Raw genomic sequence first — 15,672 nt, 5'->3', positions numbered from 1 at the left:
CATCAAATAATAACATTGCACCATTTTCTACGCTCGTTGTTTGCGTTGTTGCCCCGCTCGATATTTCATCCATTGCCATTGTAATTTGCTCAGTTGCTTCACTCGCTTGTCTTACACTTGCCGTTAGCTCTTCTGATGCTGCTGCAACATGTCCAGCCGACGTATTAATTCTTCCAATTAACGTTCGCAATGCATCTGTCATCTCATTGAATCCTTTTGCAAGTTGGCCAATTTCATCATTAGAATGAATCTCGATTGTTTGCGTTAAATCTCCCTCACTTATTTCTTTAGAAGTAGCAACTAATCTTTTTAATGGCTTCGTTATAGAAAGTGTCACAAAATAAATAAGTGCTCCGCCTATAACTAATGAAATGAACATAACAATTAACATATTATAAAATACAGGCTGCGCAGCTTCAATTATTTCATTTGAGTACATCGTTCCACCGATTTTCCAACCTGTTTTTACATTTGTAGCAAATACCATTTGTTTTTCGCTGCCATCATACATATATGAAAAAGCACCATGGTTATCTTCATAAATTTTCTTCGCCCAAGAATCAGCTGCTTTTTCTCCTGATTTTTCTTGAGGATGTGCAATTATTTTTTGTTTTCCATCTAAAATGAAAGCATATCCCTTTTTACCGATATTGATTAACTTTGTTGTTTTTAATAAATTATCTAAACTTAAATCTATTGCTACAACACCGTTTTTATCTTCTGCTTGTTTTGCAATCGTTACGACAATATGTCCATTTCCTTGCGCCTTATATGGCTCAGTAACGACAATACCCCCTTGTTTTGCCACTGCATCTTTATACCAAGAACGTTCTGTTGGATCATAGTCTGCTGCCATTTGTATATTTGGTTCTTGCACAAATTTCTTATCATTCCCAGCAAAGTATACTTGTTCAACATCTTTATTCAAATTAATATATTGAGATAACATTTTTCTTAATTCATCTTGATTATCCCCTTGATACATATTACCTTGAATCACCCGTGCAAAATTATTTACATCATTAAATTTCGCCTCAATCATTTGATTGATTAAATTATCTAATATTTTTATATTGTCGTGAGCACTGCTCGTAATTTGTGATTCAAAGTTCTTTTTAGCTGTTTGATAAGACATGCCTCCAATAATAGAGACAGCCGCAATTAAAATGACAAAAAACGAAATTAGTAGTTTTTTTGCTACTTTCATATCACGAAACCAATTTAATAGTCTACCCATTACAAACCTCCTGCTTTTCAATTTCAATAGTTAAATCTAGCGAGTTGTAAACATTTCCCATCCCTAAATTATTATTTTCATAATCTATTACGATGAATACTTTGTAAAGTTTAAACAATTAAATTCTCTTTGTCTATATATTTGAATAATATTATTATAAAATTTACAAATACAAAAAAAGCCAAAGGGAACCACCCTTTGGCTTTTCATATTTTTTTATGCTGTTTAGAAATCTTTTTCCACTTATCACGCTCTGCTCTCGCAAGAATAGCATCTTGTTTTCTCATAAAATACGCCAGTTCTCTTTGTAATTTTTTATAGCTTTGCAAACGATTTATCGTAATAATTCCGTTATCAATTGCACTATGCACTGCGCACCCTGGCTCATTTTCATGTTTACAATCCCTAAAACGGCACGTTTTTGCTAATTCTTCAATATCAGAAAATGTTGTTTGAATTGCATCGCTTCCTTCCCAAAGCTGTAGCTCCCTCATACCCGGAGTATCAATAACTAAACCACCACTCGGTAATCGGAACAATTCACGATGAGTTGTCGTATGCCTTCCTTTACTATCTTCCTCACGAATATCTCCCGTTTTTGCTACTTCAAGTCCTATGAGTGCATTTAACAAAGTGGATTTTCCAACCCCCGATGACCCGACTAAAGCAATTGTTTTTCCTGAAGAAACAAATTGCTGCAGCGATTCAATACCAGTATGCTTTAAACTATCAACGACGAAGATCGGAACACCAATTGCCACAGCTTCCGTTTCAACAATTTTCTGTTCCACGTCTTCACATAAGCTACTCTTTGTTAAAACAATAACAGGCATTGCACCACTTTCATACGCTAATAGTAAATAACGTTCTATTCTTCTTACGTTAAAATCATGGTTAAGTGCATTTACTAAAAATAGATAATCTACATTTGCTGCTATTACTTGTTCTTCCGTTCGATTACCAGCCTCTTGTCTAGAAAAAGAGCTTCTTCTTTGAAAAATACGATGAATAATTGCTTTCTTTTCATTCTCTATTTTCTTTATATACACCCAATCACCAACCGCTGGATAATCTCCCTTCGTTACTGCTTCATGCCGAAACTTTCCAGACAGCTCTGCCATATATTCACCATCATTACAAATAATTCGATATATATGTTTATGCTCTAGTAAAATACGCCCTACTTCAAAGTTCTCTACAGCTTGTTCTTCAAAAAAAGAATCCCAGCCGAATGATTCTAAAATATTTTGATTCAAATTGATATCCTCCCTAGTTTAAGCTAAGCGGAAGGATCGTGCGCTCACTTATACAGTCTCGCCCTTTCCATCCACCTTTGTATTTGGTTTATGATTCATATACGTTATTTTCACCATAATACATCACCCCGTTCTCATTTTAATTACTCTCATTATATGGAATATTTATTTAAAAAGCTACCTTGTTTAACGCAATTTTCAAACATTTTTTTTCATCATTCTAATTTGTCCACGATGACTAATCTCATCTTCTAGCACATGAAACCACAGATAGTGCTGGTTATACGCTACACCGTTAGGCCACTTTCTTTCTGACATAAGCCATTCATCATCTTGTTCATTCAAATACTTCAGAGATTCTTCTCGAACACTTTGTAGAATTTGTATATAATACTGTATTTCATTACCACGGATTGTTCTCCCCGCTTTCCCTAAATACAGTGCGTCTTCCCATATTTCTAATTCTTCTTTTGTAAAGTCGCGCTCTTGAAATGAAATAAGTTGATGGGCTTTTTCTATAGCTGCTATATGCTTTAGTAACGCTCCGATGGAATTCCCTCCACTCGTCATAATGAAATCTACTTGCTCAACTGATAGATCGTTTATTTCCTGTAATGTTACAGCCCTCGTATGCTCCAGCATGCTTACTAATTCCCCTATATTTTTTGTATAACCATCCATACTTCTTATTCGATAATCTATATTCATCTCACGCACCCCTTTCTACATTCATATTAAGGAATAACCGCTTCATATAATAGACTGAAATATGTCAGATTTTTCTGTTATAATTAAATTGAATACGTAATAAACCCAAACAAACTTTCTCAATATGCTTCTATGAAATATTAAAAGGAATCAATATAAAAGAATCGAATCTTATTCACTAAAAGGAGTGGATTCGATGGAAATGTATCAATGGCTAACCGCTATACTCGTTGGTGGCATTACCGGTTTCGTTTCCCATCTAATCAATAACCAAGGTAAGTTATTGCTTCCACGCCGTTTGAAAACTTTTTTTCACTTTGGGTTTTTGACTGATATTTTCACTGGTAGTCTAGCTGCACTTCTTGGACTCGTTTTATTCGATGTTACCTTAATAAAAGAAATTATTAAAGTATCCATTGTGACTGCTATTTCCGGTCAGACTTTCTTACTGCACCAAGCGCTTGGTGGTGAGCAGGCTAAAAATAAACAAATTGGGAAAGCTGATGAGAAGATTCAAGAAATTGACAAATTATTACGACGTTAGTCTATACTTTCTTTAAAAATTATTGCTATAATAAACAATAAATATTTTCTATTGCGTCGTTTGTCAGAAGAAAGGGTGTTTCGTATGACAAAAAAGAAAATAGAAGATTTCTTAACAAACACTGAAAAAGAGGAACTGCTAGAAAACTATAAATGTTTACGAGAAGCCCGCACAAAAAGCGAAGCTAATTATTTTGGTGAAGCAGTAGACCATCTATTAAATAAAGCAAAACAACGAATTATTAAAGATGCAGGCATACATGATGAAAATGCAGCAACAGTTCAATCAAAGAGAAAAGCACTGTTTTAGTTACATTAGCTAAAACAGTGCTTTTTATTTAGAATTTTTTCACAGCTATTTCACATCTATTTCACAAATATAAGTAGTCCTATATGCTAAACTAAGTATATCCTTTTCCAAGGAACTATATGCCGATATATGAATCCCTATCTCTGTAGGGATTTTTTATTTTTGGATTCCTCATAACTTTATTACGATACCTTTATACTATTTGTCTATTTTCTTTAATCTCTGCACTCAAAGATCCCTTTGTATTATTACTCTTCTAATATTGATTTCATATGTGGTTTCTAACTGCTATTTTCATTGATAGACTAACTGCACTTCTTGCACTCGCTTTATTTGATGTCACCTCAAAAGAGGAGATATAGCTCTTTTTTATTTGTACAGGCTTTATGATACAATTCCTGTTTCACTATCTTCATTAAGCTTTTCACTTTTTCTAAACAAAAATAAAGCTCCTATATATAGTAACGCAGTAAAACTACCTATAAGTATAAAATTGTGAGATGCTGCAAATAGCAGTCCTGCTATTGCCGCTCCAATCATTTGACCAATATACATAGAAGCATTAGCAAGCGCGGCTCCTGTTCCTCTTGCTACACTAGATATGTTTTGTAAGTGCCTCATCATTAATACAAACAAAATTCCTGTCACAAAAAACAAAACAAAGAACAATAACTCCACCAATATAATGTTCTTTACATGAGGAAGTAATACATATAGCACTGCTGTAAATATAATTCCACCATAGAAAGAAAGGTTATAACCAATTTTATTTGTGATTCTAGGGCCAAAAATATTACCAGCTAAATTCCCTAATCCTAATATAAGCATAGTTGTACCTACTTCATGAACTTGTAAGCCAAATTGAATGGACAGCCATACACCAAAAAATGAAAATGCAGCAAAATTACCAGTTTGAAAAACAAAATATGCAAAATAAGAAATCGAAACCTTTGAATCTGTAAGTAATTGTTTATAGCGCTTTAAGATGTTTGTTTTACTTCCACCTATATGAACCGGTTGTATTTCTGGTAATACTATATAGATAAGAATTACAAGTAGTGTTGATAATATACCAATGACGAAGAATGGTGTTGTATAGTGTATCATTGCCAAATACGATCCAACTGGCAACCCTAAAATTTGAGAGATTGCTAACCCTGCTGTTACAATTCCAATTGCCTTTACAATTTGCTCCTTCTCTATAAGGAGCGGAATAGATGCCCACACTTGTGGAGATACAAAGGCTGCACTTACACCTGCTAAAAATCTAAATGCTAGCATCCATAGAAAACTCGGTGCCATTCCACATAAAAACGTACTTAACGCAAAAAAACTCATTCCTATTACCATCACTTTTTTTCTGTTTAAGCCATCTGATATAGGACCAGCAATAAGCGCAAATCCAGCGTATCCTAAAGCATATGAACTCACCATCCACCCTGACAGCTCAGTTGAAACATGATACACCTTCTGTAATGTCGGTAAAAGTGGTGAAATTAAGAAAGTATCTGTACCTATCATAAACATGATCGTAAAGAATACAGCTAGTACTCTTTTCATTTAAACCTTCTCCTTTTATATAAAAAGAGGGAAGTCCCCCTCTTCTCAACTAATCTTCTAAAATAGATTTAATTTCTTCCATAACCTTTTCATTCAATGAAACTTCCACCGCTCTTACACTTTCTCTTATTTGCTCCGCTCGTTTCCCACCAGGAATAACAGTATCAATGCCTTTTTTATTTAATAGCCATGCTAAAGCTAAATGTGATACTTCAAGATTCATTTCTTTAGCTAAACCTTTTAACTTCTCAACTTTTTTAAAGTTACTCTTATATGTATTTTCTTCAAATAGATTTACACTTTGACGCCAATCGCCTTCGTTTAATTTAAAATCTTCTGTATATTTTCCACCTAGTATCCCAAAAGCAAGAGGCCCGTATGGTATAAATGAAATACCTGATTCTATACAATACGGCAAAAGTTCTTCTCCAGCAGTACGATCCAACATATTATACGGTGATTGTACAACATCTATTTGTTCGTGCTGATTCGCTGCTTTTAATTGCTCTACGTTTACGTTAGATATTCCAATTGCACGAATTTTACCTTCTTCTTTTAGACGAGCAAGCTCTCCAATTGAATCTATGTAACTTGTTTCTGGATTTGTAAAATGTAAATAATATAAATCAATATAATCAGTTTGTAATCTTCTTAAGCTATTTTCCACAGCATTTCTTAAATAGCTTCGTTCATTATTAATATAAACTTCTCCATTTAATAACGGCTGTATTCCACCTTTTGTAGCAAGTACAACTTCTTGACGTTTTCCTTTCAATACTTCTCCTACCAATTCCTCTGATCTACCGAGACCGTATGAATCCGCTGTATCAAAAAATGTAACCCCTCGCTGGATAGCTTCTTCTATTAATCGTTTTCCTTCTTCTTCGTTCACATTAGCATATAAATTATGCCCCCCTACAGCGTTTGTTCCTAACCCCAACTTCGAAATATGTAACCCTGCCTTTTGTAATTTTGTATATTTCATTTTTTCTCCCCCTATATTTCTATTGTTCGAACATATTCGAACAATAGAAATATACCACTTTATATGTTATAGTGCAAACTATATTAACTGATACAAGTAGGTGAAAAAAATGCGTACTCTTTATCATCCAAACCGAGAAGAAATTCAATTCTCTTCAGTCTTATACGCACTTAGCGATCAAATTCGTTTACAAATTGTAACAATGCTATTAGAGAAAAATGAACAATCTTGTGGTGCGTTAAACATTCCAATTGCGAAATCAACTTTATCTCACCATTTCAAGGTTTTACGTGAATCCGGTGTTATGTATACACGCATTGAAGGAACACAACGTTTCATTTCAATTCGTGAAGATGACTTACATGCTAGATTCCCTGGTTTATTAGACGTCGTATTACATGCGACAGAACCATACTAAAAACATCTCATATTCATATGAGATGTTTTTTAGTATGGTTCTATTCTTTTAATAAAATGCAACTTTAATCAGAAGGAACTTTGTTCATCACACACTAGAAATATATACGCTTCATTCTTTTTCACTTTATTTTGTACTGGATCCTTTGGACACTTTAATTATTTGATTACATTTTATACACATCATTAATATAGGGCCGCCTATCTGTTTCAATTCCTGTAGTTGCTTATGCTCACACTCCTCCATATTATTACCTCCCTTATCATATAATTAGGTCATTTTGTAATCACCATCACTACTAAGTTCATTCCTTATTTAACCTCTGAATAAAACGTTTAAATGCCGATATCCCTTCGTCATCTCGTTTAAAAACGCCAGCATCTTCAAGCGCCTGTATAAATTTCTGTCCTAATTCTGCTCTTACTATCTCCTGTACATTTTGTTCATGTATCCGATGGTAATATTTGATTTTTAATTGTTCAGCCCATCGTATATGAAGCGTTGGAATATCACTTGGAATGTTAAGTAAGAATTTTTCCACTTCCTGAAGTTCTGTTTTTAAACGCGCCGGAAGTACTGCTAACCCCATTACTTCAATTAGACCGATATTTTCCTTTTTAATATGCTGTATTTCCGCATGAGGGTGGAAAATACCTAACGAATGTTCTTCACTTGTACGATTGTTCCGCAAAACAAGATCCAATTCGTACATACTATTCCGGTAACGAGCAATCGGAGTTATCGTATTATGTGGAATATCATTCGTAAATGCAAATATATTAACAGATGGATCACTATATCCCTTCCACCTCTCTAATATGTACTCCCCTGCATTTACTATTTGTTCTATGTCTTTACTTCTTAAGCGAATAACTGACATAGGCCATTTAATAATAGAACATTGCATTTCTGGAAAGTTAGTTAGTTCAAAAATTAGGTCGTTTGATGCATTTGCCATAGCAAATTCATAGTTTCCACCTTGATAATGGTCATGTGTTAGAATAGATCCTCCTACAATAGGCAAATCAGCATTAGAACCAAGAAAATAATGCGGGAATTTTTCTACAAATTTTAACAAACGTAAAAATGTTTGACGGTCAATTTTCATATCACGGTGTTCTGAAGACAATACAATACAGTGTTCATTGAAATATATATACGGAGAATACTGTAGAAACCAGCTTTCATCTGTAAGATTCATACGAATCATACGATGATTCGTGCGTGCTGGATGTCCAATTCTGCCTCTATATCCTTCATTCTCAATACAGAGTAAACATTTTGGATAATTTGTACTTTCCAATACTCTCTCTCTAGCAATTTGTTTCGGGTCTTTTTCCGGTTTTGATAAGTTAATCGTTATATCAATGGGTCCATATTCCGTATTTACTTTATAATTTATATTTTTGGCAATTTGCTTCATTTGGATATAGTTGCTGTTTTTACTTAACTCATAGAAGTAATTTGTCGCAGCCTTCGGATTTTGTTCGTATTTTTCATAAAATAGAGAATTGATAACGGACGGTTTGGACATAAAAACATCCATAATTGCACTTGCTAAAACCTCCTTCTCGTCCATTACTGTCTCAATGACTTTATGCATACAAGCATATTCAATTAACTCTTCCAATAACTCCGAAATTGCTTTCTTTGCGGGCGCGGGCGCTGACGCTTCCACTACAAAGTCATCTAAACGAAGTAAGGAAAGGATTTGATTCCTTGTATATATTTCATCTTCTTTTTCAATCAGTTGAACTTCAATAGCACGATCAATTAACTGCTGGATAGCTTGATATATCATCAGTATATACCTCCTCTAACCTTATAGCGGTTTTCGTTGTTACGATGCCAGTTCTATGTACCTTTTATCATTTTATGAACAGATCTATGGGATAACCACCACCCTAATAAACATTTCATGAAAAAGAAATAAATACTAGATTCCACGATATATTCGACAAAGCCATACAAAAAAACATCTCATAAAATTATGAGATGTTTTTAGTATTTGCTATTCTTTTAATAAATCTATTAATCCATTCCCTTCAGATGTACGTTCATACCCTAAAGGTACAGTTCTTTTAATAAGTTGTGCATATATTTCTGGCTCTGATAACTTTCTACCATATTCTCTCTCACACTGCTTAATGAGCAATGCCAGCGCTCCAGCGACATGCGGTGTCGCCATAGAAGTTCCACTTAATACCGCATATTTCCCTTCAGGATACGTAGATAATATTTCATCACCTGGCGCCACTAAATCAATTTCTTGATTCGAATTACTAAAACATGCGATTTTCCGTTCTAAATTGACAGCGCCGACTTCAATTACTTCGGAATAAGCACCTGGGAAATCTAGTTCCTCTGTATTATCATTACAATCTCCATTATTCCCAGCAGCACATACGACGAGAACATCTTGCTTTACTGCATTTTGAATCGCTTCATGTAATTCTGGAACGTCCTGCGGGCCACCAAGTGACATTGAAATAACTCTAACTCTTTCTTTATTAGGCCCTCTCCAATTTACAGCATAATGAATCGCCTCAATAATTTGCTCATAACTTCCAGAACCATCTCCCGCTAAAACCTTTAACACTAACATTTTAGCAAGTGGTGCAACTCCTAAAACACCGACACCATTTTCAGTCGCTGCAATTGTCCCCGCTACATGAGTACCGTGTCCGTTATTATCAAGATAAATATTTGGATCCCCTTCGTAATCTTTCGTGAAATTTCTTCCACCGATAATGCGATCCTTTAAATCTATATGATTCACATCACAACCTGTATCTAATACGGCAACAACAATATCATTTCCTTTCGCACTCTTCTCCCATACTTGTGGAGCATGAATGAGTTGTACACCTGGTGGAATTTCATTTACTTGTTCAACCACCTTATCTACTGTAAAAGGAATCAATTGTATACCTTTTTGTTTATTCGCTGTACTACTATTCATCGTAATCCCTCCTGAAAATATATTATTTTCATTTCAGACCACTTTTGAAAAGGTTTAAATGTAACATTCGTTTTATTCGTTTCGTTTTCCTTCCTTAAAAATATTTCTCAATATAGCTTACTAATTCTATACTACTCTTTTTATTTATCTCGTAATTTTTATTCACCAAAAATTCGATTGGTACAACCAATAACCAAAATAAAAGGACCAATTTAATGGTCCTTTCATAGTTTTTAAAGAATGATATGAAATTTTAAAAATAAAATAAATTAAGACTAAGCCTCACTCTTATTTAAAAACTTCTCTATTTCTTTTATTAAATGTTTCGCTCCATCTATACTAACAGTAATGTTTCCATTTGCTAATGATATGTTTTGATTTGAAACATCACCTGTTATTTGACAAGCATTGTAAGGTTGATATTTTTGTAAAATGACTTTATCTTCTTCTACGAAAATTTCAAGTGGTGATTTGATTTGTATTCCTAATACTTCTCGTAACTCTTTAGGAATAACAATTCGTCCTAATTCGTCTACTTTTCGAATAATTCCTGTTGCTTTCATATTACTCCCCCCTTACTTTCTATTAATTTTTCCACCTCGCTCTTTCCATTTTATCACTTTTTGGTAATACTTGTATCTTTTTAGAAAATTTTGTACTCAAGTTAAAAATACACATTTAACTAATACGTAATCTCTCTTTCAATTGTTTTAAATAACGAGATCGTATGAATAAGAAATATACAACTTGAATTCCTACGAAAACACTTAATACAATCGCATTTTCTTTAAATAATGAGTACTCAAACATCTGTCCCAGTGCAGTTAACGCTACTGCCCCGTGTAATGTTGCAACACCTATTGGAACGAAGAATAATAGTGCTAATCGAATTGTAACTACTTTCGATAATTCTCCGCTCGTTAAACCTACTTTTCTAATCATTTCAAACAAACGAGTATCATCCTCTAAATCAGAAAACAAACGGAAGTAAAGGAAGCTTCCTGCACATACGAAAAATACTATACCAATAAAGAAACCTACAAATAAAATTGGTCCTGCTATTTGTAAACTTTGGTTTTGTTCGTACTCTTCTGCACTAAACGTTGCATGTTCTTCATAAGTCTTCATTTGATGAGTAAGCTCTTTACCAACCTCTATTTCATCTTTCGTTCCTTCTGTTTTGTACACATAATCTTTTTCCTCTTTAAATCCATCTTGTAATGCATCATATTGATTTTTAGAGATTACATAAACGTTACCTCTTAGTATTTTACTTAATGAAGAAGTATTAACTTTTTTCACTTTTAAAGATTCATTCAAATGTGGTAAAGTAATTTCTTTTCTTTCTTTCATCGGTGGGCCTGGTATATCGACTGATAAAAATAAAGCTTCTTTATTTGCTACAGTTTGAAATGGTTCTCCTGTTAACTTCGCATATTCCTTATAATCTGATTCTTTTATGAAAATAGCACTTCTTAACGACTGCTCCTCCGCCCTTTTCGTTGAAATAGTAGCTTTAGAAGCTGTTATACTATGTTTCTTTAATCCTTCATCAATCATCTTCAAATGCTGTGATTCATTACTATTTCCTTGCTTAGAATGATACTGAAACGCAATTGGTCTCTCCATAATCCCTTTCGTCATGGACGTGAAACCTACTAATGTACCTATTGCTGAAAATGCTACAGTTGAAATAATAGTTACAATAAAGAACATTCTGGCGTTGTCTCTCATACGGTAAGCTAAATCTGATAACGTAACAATATTTGTCTGTGTCCAATAGAAACGTTTACTTTTTTTACATAGTCTAATAATAAAGACACTCAACTGCTTGTACAGCAAATATGTACCAATAATGACTACCGTTGTAACAGGAATCATCATGACAAATACCATTGCACCGTGTGACATAAGCGCTCCCGCATATCCCGCACTAAGCAATATGACCGCTAATATAGAAGAAATAATGGAAGCTTTCGGTTCCGGCTTCGCTTCTGCTGATCCTCTAAACAATTTCATAATTTTATTTTTCCGAATCATTCCTGCACTAAACAATGAAATGATCATAAATAATACGAAAAACATAATGCTCGTTACAACAATGGCTTTCATTGGTATGTAATAAGCTAAGGAAATATCTAATTTTAATATCATCGGAGCTACAAATATTAACATTCCGGAAAATAGCATTCCTGCAAGTATTCCAAAAATAATAGCCCCTATCCCAATCATAATATTTTCAAAGAAGATAAGACGCTTTAATTGATATTTCGTCATACCTAACATCATTAAAATTCCTAATTCACGCTTTCTCGTTTTTAAAAACATTCCCATCGAATATAAAATAAAGAAAAACGTAAATAAGTAAATAATGGACTGTGCAAAAGACATACTTACGAATACGTATCGTCCCAATTCTCCAGCACTTAATGCGGGATGAAACGCAAAAAATGAATAAACAAAAAAGGCCATAATGGCAAATGCACTACTTAAAAAATATGCTGAGTATGTTCGTCTATTTCGTGTTACATTTCGATATGCGAGTTCTCTAATGTTCATATTCCTTCTCCACCCTTCTACTAACTATGTTCTTATATTAGTAAAGTCCGGAAATACCTTCCATCGATTCAAATGACAAAAACCTTACATTATTGAAAGGTTTAAAAAAAATTGCTTAAACGAAAGAGTTTCATTATAATGACTACATTCATATTCATACACGCATCCTATTGTATATTCGTTAGTTTTGCGAAATAATAAAGGATAGAAGTATGTACCAATATACATATAAACTTATTTACCGCTTTAATATGAATAGGAGGAAACATAATGACATTACAAGAACAGATTATGAAAGCATTACATGTTCAGCCTGTAATTGATCCGAAAGCAGAAATCCGTAAACGTGTTGATTTCTTAAAAGATTATGTGAAAAAAACAGGTGCAAAAGGATTTGTACTTGGCATTAGTGGCGGACAAGACTCTACATTAGCTGGACGTTTAGCTCAGCTTGCAGTGGAGGAAATTCGTAATGAAGGTGGTAACGCAACGTTTATCGCCGTGCGTCTTCCTTATAAAGTGCAAAAAGACGAAGATGATGCACAATTAGCATTACAATTTATTCAAGCTGATCAATCTGTTGCATTTGATATCGCTTCAACAGTTGACTCTTTCTCAAACCAATACGAAAACTTATTAGGTGAATCATTAACAGATTTCAATAAAGGTAACGTGAAAGCACGTATCCGTATGGTTACACAATATGCAATTGGAGGACAAAAAGGTCTACTTGTTATCGGAACTGATCACGCGGCAGAAGCTGTTACAGGATTCTTTACAAAATTCGGAGATGGTGGTGCAGACCTATTACCATTAACGGGTTTAACGAAACGTCAAGGACGTGCTCTTTTACAAGAATTAGGTGCGGATGAGCGACTTTACTTAAAAATGCCAACTGCTGATTTATTGGATGAAAAACCAGGTCAAGCTGATGAAACGGAGTTAGGTATTTCGTATGATCAACTAGATGATTATTTAGAAGGTAAAGCAGTTCCAACTGACGTTGCAGAAAAAATTGAAAAACGTTACACAGTGAGCGAACATAAAAGACAAGTTCCAGCATCAATGTTTGATGATTGGTGGAAATAAATAAAACATAAAAAAGAAGCTAATCTCATTAGCTTCTTTTTTATGTTAACGATACACCCCTACTCTTTTCTCTAGTAAGTCCTGTAAACAATCCTCATGTTGTTGATTAAACAATGGTGGCATTTTGTTTAGCGGGAAAAACTTCAATTCCAACGTTTCATCACCGTCTACTTTTTGCTCTCCACCGGCAATTGAGCATGAAAAGAATATTAAAATTGACTGGGCATTATCTCCATTTGGATATGCTTGAAAATATTTTGTATACACCCCGATAAGCTCATTTATTTCCACGTCATAACCTGTTTCTTCTTTTATTTCTCGAATCGTGGTTTCTGCGGCAGATTCTCCAATTTCCATTGCACCGCCAGGAAATCCCCAAGCGTTAAAATCACCTCTTTTTTGCAGTAATACTTCTCCATGTTCATTCAACACACAACCACCCGCAAAGTTTATGAGAACACAGTCGTGACCTACTTTTTCACGTAATTCTTTTATATAATTAGCCATCCTCTTCCCCTTTTCATACATCTTCTATCATTATTTCTTATCTTTTTCAAGCAATTCAATCATTCGATCTAGCTTATTATTCATATTAATTACATGTTGTTTTTTTGCAGCGCTGTTTTTGCAATAATTTTCTAAGGAACAAAGTAAATGATAGGAAAAACAAAACGATAAGTCCGATTACTAAACAAGTATATATCAATGTAAAAATATTACTTTCGAACAAATTCATTCAAATCCCACATCCTTCCTTTTTATATTTTATCACACAATTCTGTTTTTTGAAGTGATACATAATAAAAAGAGCACCTTTTACAGATGCTCTTTTTAATTAATAAGTAAATGTAATTGTCGCTAATGAATAATCTGCCATCGCACTATATGGTGCTACTTCATAAGATACACGTTTTGCACCTTTTGGCCAATTTATTTCATTTAACACTTTCTTTATATCTTGCATTGTTCCATCCATCGATTGCTTATATCGTACTTCTACCTTTTCTGGCTTAGAAGCGAATTGTTGCTGTAATTTTTTCTTAAATTCACTATAATTATCTGCCCCGTATTGTGCAGACAAATATTTTAAATTTGTTTCTTTTAACATTTGTTCATACGCAGCAGTCTTTGAACTACCCGTTTTTATTTTGTTTGTTAATTCATTAAAGTAACTTGCAGTTGCCGCCGGATATTTACTACGATCCCATTCATGATCTTTACTTAATTGCTCATCAGACATATTAAAATATGAATATGTTACACGCCCAGCTTTATCTGGTACTGGATCATCGAATGTCGTATCAATGTGGTACCATTTGTTTTCAATGTTTACTAAATTCCATGCATGAGCTTGTCCATTCCCTGTGCCTGTTACAATATGATTTTGAATACCTGCTTCTTTTAACAACTCATACGTTAATAACGTATAGCCTTGACAAACGGCAGAACGATTCGCTAATGCTTCATATGCTGTATACGCTTTATAAGACGTATCATAAGATACATGTTTTACAACATAATCGTGAATAACTTTTACTTTCTCATGCTCATCCATCCCTGTTTTTACAATTGAACCGATAATTGCTTTTGCCTGAGATTTTACATATTGTGTTTGCTCTTTTGATTCACGGTATTTCACTTCCAATGTAAACGTATAGTTTCCTGGTAACCCTTTAATAGAATATTTAGTAGACGCTACATTATATTTTACATACTCATCTGCATCTACAATTTTATTAAACTCGCCATACAATTGGTCCATAACATTTCTAGCATTTCTATCTTTCTTTTTATATGTGATTGTAATATTTTCTTCTCGATTATCAACCTGTTTTTTTAATTCTTTTCGGAAATCATCTAATAGCTTTGCATCTGATTGTGTTGTCGCTACAGACGGATTCGTAGCTGCATAAGATACCGTTGACGCGTGTAAGCCTCCCATTACTATAGTTGAACAAAGCAGGGTAGCTGTCACATACTTACTTGTCTTTCTCATCTCGTCACTCCTTACATTCTATAACTATACGAAAAAGTATCGTATAGTT

The 15,672-nt window shown here is 33.9% G+C and carries 13 protein-coding genes and 4 pseudogenes; 4 read left to right on the top strand and 13 right to left on the bottom strand.

All coding sequences use genetic code 11. The features are described 5' to 3' along the window. Positions 1–196: 196 nt before the first annotated feature. The 3 genes and pseudogenes from CER22_RS34285 to CER22_RS14745 form a co-directional block, all read right to left on the bottom strand. Positions 197–1,042, bottom strand: a pseudogene (locus CER22_RS34285) (HAMP domain-containing protein); the annotation flags it as partial. 401 nt (positions 1,043–1,443) lie between these two features. Then, a complete protein-coding gene (gene rsgA / locus CER22_RS14750; protein WP_088063100.1) occupies positions 1,444–2,493 on the bottom strand; it encodes a ribosome small subunit-dependent GTPase A in 1,050 nt (349 codons plus the stop codon). A 152-nt stretch (positions 2,494–2,645) separates the two neighbouring features. Next, positions 2,646–3,201: pseudogene (locus CER22_RS14745) on the bottom strand (DinB family protein). A 196-nt stretch (positions 3,202–3,397) separates the two neighbouring features. Between CER22_RS14745 and CER22_RS14740 the strand changes: the two are divergent. Beyond that, positions 3,398–3,745, top strand: coding sequence for a DUF4257 domain-containing protein (locus CER22_RS14740; protein ID WP_060490074.1), 348 nt, complete (start codon positions 3,398–3,400; stop codon positions 3,743–3,745). 84 nt (positions 3,746–3,829) lie between these two features. Beyond that, complete coding sequence (locus CER22_RS14735) at positions 3,830–4,054, top strand: hypothetical protein (RefSeq protein WP_000162604.1); 225 nt, start codon at positions 3,830–3,832, stop codon at positions 4,052–4,054. A gap of 45 nt (positions 4,055–4,099) precedes the next feature. Here CER22_RS14735 and CER22_RS34110 read toward each other — a convergent pair. From CER22_RS34110 to CER22_RS14720, 3 genes and pseudogenes are all read right to left on the bottom strand, one after another. Continuing rightward, a pseudogene (locus CER22_RS34110) lies at positions 4,100–4,286 on the bottom strand (hypothetical protein). 152 nt (positions 4,287–4,438) lie between these two features. After that, positions 4,439–5,614 carry an MFS transporter gene (locus tag CER22_RS14725; RefSeq protein ID WP_088063098.1) on the bottom strand — a complete coding sequence of 392 codons (1,176 nt, stop codon included), beginning with the start codon at positions 5,612–5,614 and terminating at the stop codon, positions 4,439–4,441. 49 nt (positions 5,615–5,663) lie between these two features. Further along, positions 5,664–6,599 carry an aldo/keto reductase gene (locus CER22_RS14720; protein WP_088609004.1) on the bottom strand — a complete coding sequence of 312 codons (936 nt, stop codon included), beginning with the start codon at positions 6,597–6,599 and terminating at the stop codon, positions 5,664–5,666. A 109-nt stretch (positions 6,600–6,708) separates the two neighbouring features. On the opposite strand from CER22_RS14720, the gene CER22_RS14715 reads away from it, so the two are divergent. Next, complete coding sequence (locus CER22_RS14715) at positions 6,709–7,017, top strand: ArsR/SmtB family transcription factor (protein ID WP_064474209.1); 309 nt, start codon at positions 6,709–6,711, stop codon at positions 7,015–7,017. A 304-nt stretch (positions 7,018–7,321) separates the two neighbouring features. Here the strand turns inward: CER22_RS14715 and galT are convergent, their stop codons facing one another. The 4 genes from galT to CER22_RS14695 form a co-directional block, all read right to left on the bottom strand. Beyond that, a complete protein-coding gene (gene galT / locus CER22_RS14710) occupies positions 7,322–8,818 on the bottom strand; it encodes a UDP-glucose--hexose-1-phosphate uridylyltransferase (protein ID WP_088609003.1) in 1,497 nt (498 codons plus the stop codon). Between the two features lie 210 nt (positions 8,819–9,028). Then, positions 9,029–9,979, bottom strand: coding sequence for a serine protease (locus CER22_RS14705; protein WP_088063095.1), 951 nt, complete (start codon positions 9,977–9,979; stop codon positions 9,029–9,031). A gap of 275 nt (positions 9,980–10,254) precedes the next feature. Next, a complete protein-coding gene (locus CER22_RS14700) occupies positions 10,255–10,542 on the bottom strand; it encodes an AbrB/MazE/SpoVT family DNA-binding domain-containing protein (RefSeq protein WP_048543174.1) in 288 nt (95 codons plus the stop codon). 115 nt (positions 10,543–10,657) lie between these two features. After that, entirely contained in the window at positions 10,658–12,538 is a 1,881-nt protein-coding gene (locus CER22_RS14695) for an ABC transporter permease (protein ID WP_088063093.1), read from the bottom strand. Positions 12,539–12,808: 270 nt separating this feature from the next. On the opposite strand from CER22_RS14695, the gene nadE reads away from it, so the two are divergent. Continuing rightward, positions 12,809–13,627: an ammonia-dependent NAD(+) synthetase gene (gene nadE, locus CER22_RS14690; protein WP_087982839.1), complete on the top strand. Its 819-nt coding sequence runs from the start codon at positions 12,809–12,811 to the stop codon at positions 13,625–13,627. A 45-nt stretch (positions 13,628–13,672) separates the two neighbouring features. Here nadE and CER22_RS14685 read toward each other — a convergent pair whose 3' ends face one another. From CER22_RS14685 to CER22_RS14675, 3 genes and pseudogenes are all read right to left on the bottom strand, one after another. Then, complete coding sequence (locus CER22_RS14685) at positions 13,673–14,134, bottom strand: NUDIX hydrolase (protein ID WP_088609002.1); 462 nt, start codon at positions 14,132–14,134, stop codon at positions 13,673–13,675. Positions 14,135–14,164: 30 nt separating this feature from the next. Continuing rightward, a pseudogene (locus CER22_RS14680) lies at positions 14,165–14,363 on the bottom strand (DUF4083 domain-containing protein). Positions 14,364–14,462: 99 nt separating this feature from the next. Then, the gene (locus CER22_RS14675) at positions 14,463–15,623 is read right to left on the bottom strand and encodes a transglutaminase domain-containing protein (protein ID WP_088609001.1); all 1,161 of its coding nucleotides are present in this window, start codon (positions 15,621–15,623) and stop codon (positions 14,463–14,465) included. Between the last annotated feature and the right edge of the window lie 49 nt (positions 15,624–15,672).

The organism is Bacillus sp. K2I17 (assembly GCF_002209985.1).
In the GTDB taxonomy this organism is placed as follows: Bacteria; Bacillota; Bacilli; order Bacillales; family Bacillaceae_G; genus Bacillus_A; species Bacillus_A wiedmannii.
The sequence above is the reverse complement of the archived record's forward strand: the minus strand, read 5'-3'. Positions and strand labels throughout refer to the sequence as shown.

What these genes read in the sequence shown, in the direction of transcription:
- CER22_RS14740 (WP_060490074.1), top strand. Translation starts at nt 3,398, where the DNA reads ATGGAAATGTATCAATGGCTAACCGCTATACTCGTTGGTGGCATTACC.
- CER22_RS14735 (WP_000162604.1), top strand. Translation starts at nt 3,830, where the DNA reads ATGACAAAAAAGAAAATAGAAGATTTCTTAACAAACACTGAAAAAGAG.
- CER22_RS14725 (WP_088063098.1), bottom strand. Translation starts at nt 5,614, where the DNA reads ATGAAAAGAGTACTAGCTGTATTCTTTACGATCATGTTTATGATAGGT.
- CER22_RS14720 (WP_088609004.1), bottom strand. Translation starts at nt 6,599, where the DNA reads ATGAAATATACAAAATTACAAAAGGCAGGGTTACATATTTCGAAGTTG.
- CER22_RS14715 (WP_064474209.1), top strand. Translation starts at nt 6,709, where the DNA reads ATGCGTACTCTTTATCATCCAAACCGAGAAGAAATTCAATTCTCTTCA.
- galT (WP_088609003.1), bottom strand. Translation starts at nt 8,818, where the DNA reads ATGATATATCAAGCTATCCAGCAGTTAATTGATCGTGCTATTGAAGTT.
- CER22_RS14705 (WP_088063095.1), bottom strand. Translation starts at nt 9,979, where the DNA reads ATGAATAGTAGTACAGCGAATAAACAAAAAGGTATACAATTGATTCCT.
- CER22_RS14700 (WP_048543174.1), bottom strand. Translation starts at nt 10,542, where the DNA reads ATGAAAGCAACAGGAATTATTCGAAAAGTAGACGAATTAGGACGAATT.
- CER22_RS14695 (WP_088063093.1), bottom strand. Translation starts at nt 12,538, where the DNA reads ATGAACATTAGAGAACTCGCATATCGAAATGTAACACGAAATAGACGA.
- nadE (WP_087982839.1), top strand. Translation starts at nt 12,809, where the DNA reads ATGACATTACAAGAACAGATTATGAAAGCATTACATGTTCAGCCTGTA.
- CER22_RS14685 (WP_088609002.1), bottom strand. Translation starts at nt 14,134, where the DNA reads ATGGCTAATTATATAAAAGAATTACGTGAAAAAGTAGGTCACGACTGT.
- CER22_RS14675 (WP_088609001.1), bottom strand. Translation starts at nt 15,623, where the DNA reads ATGAGAAAGACAAGTAAGTATGTGACAGCTACCCTGCTTTGTTCAACT.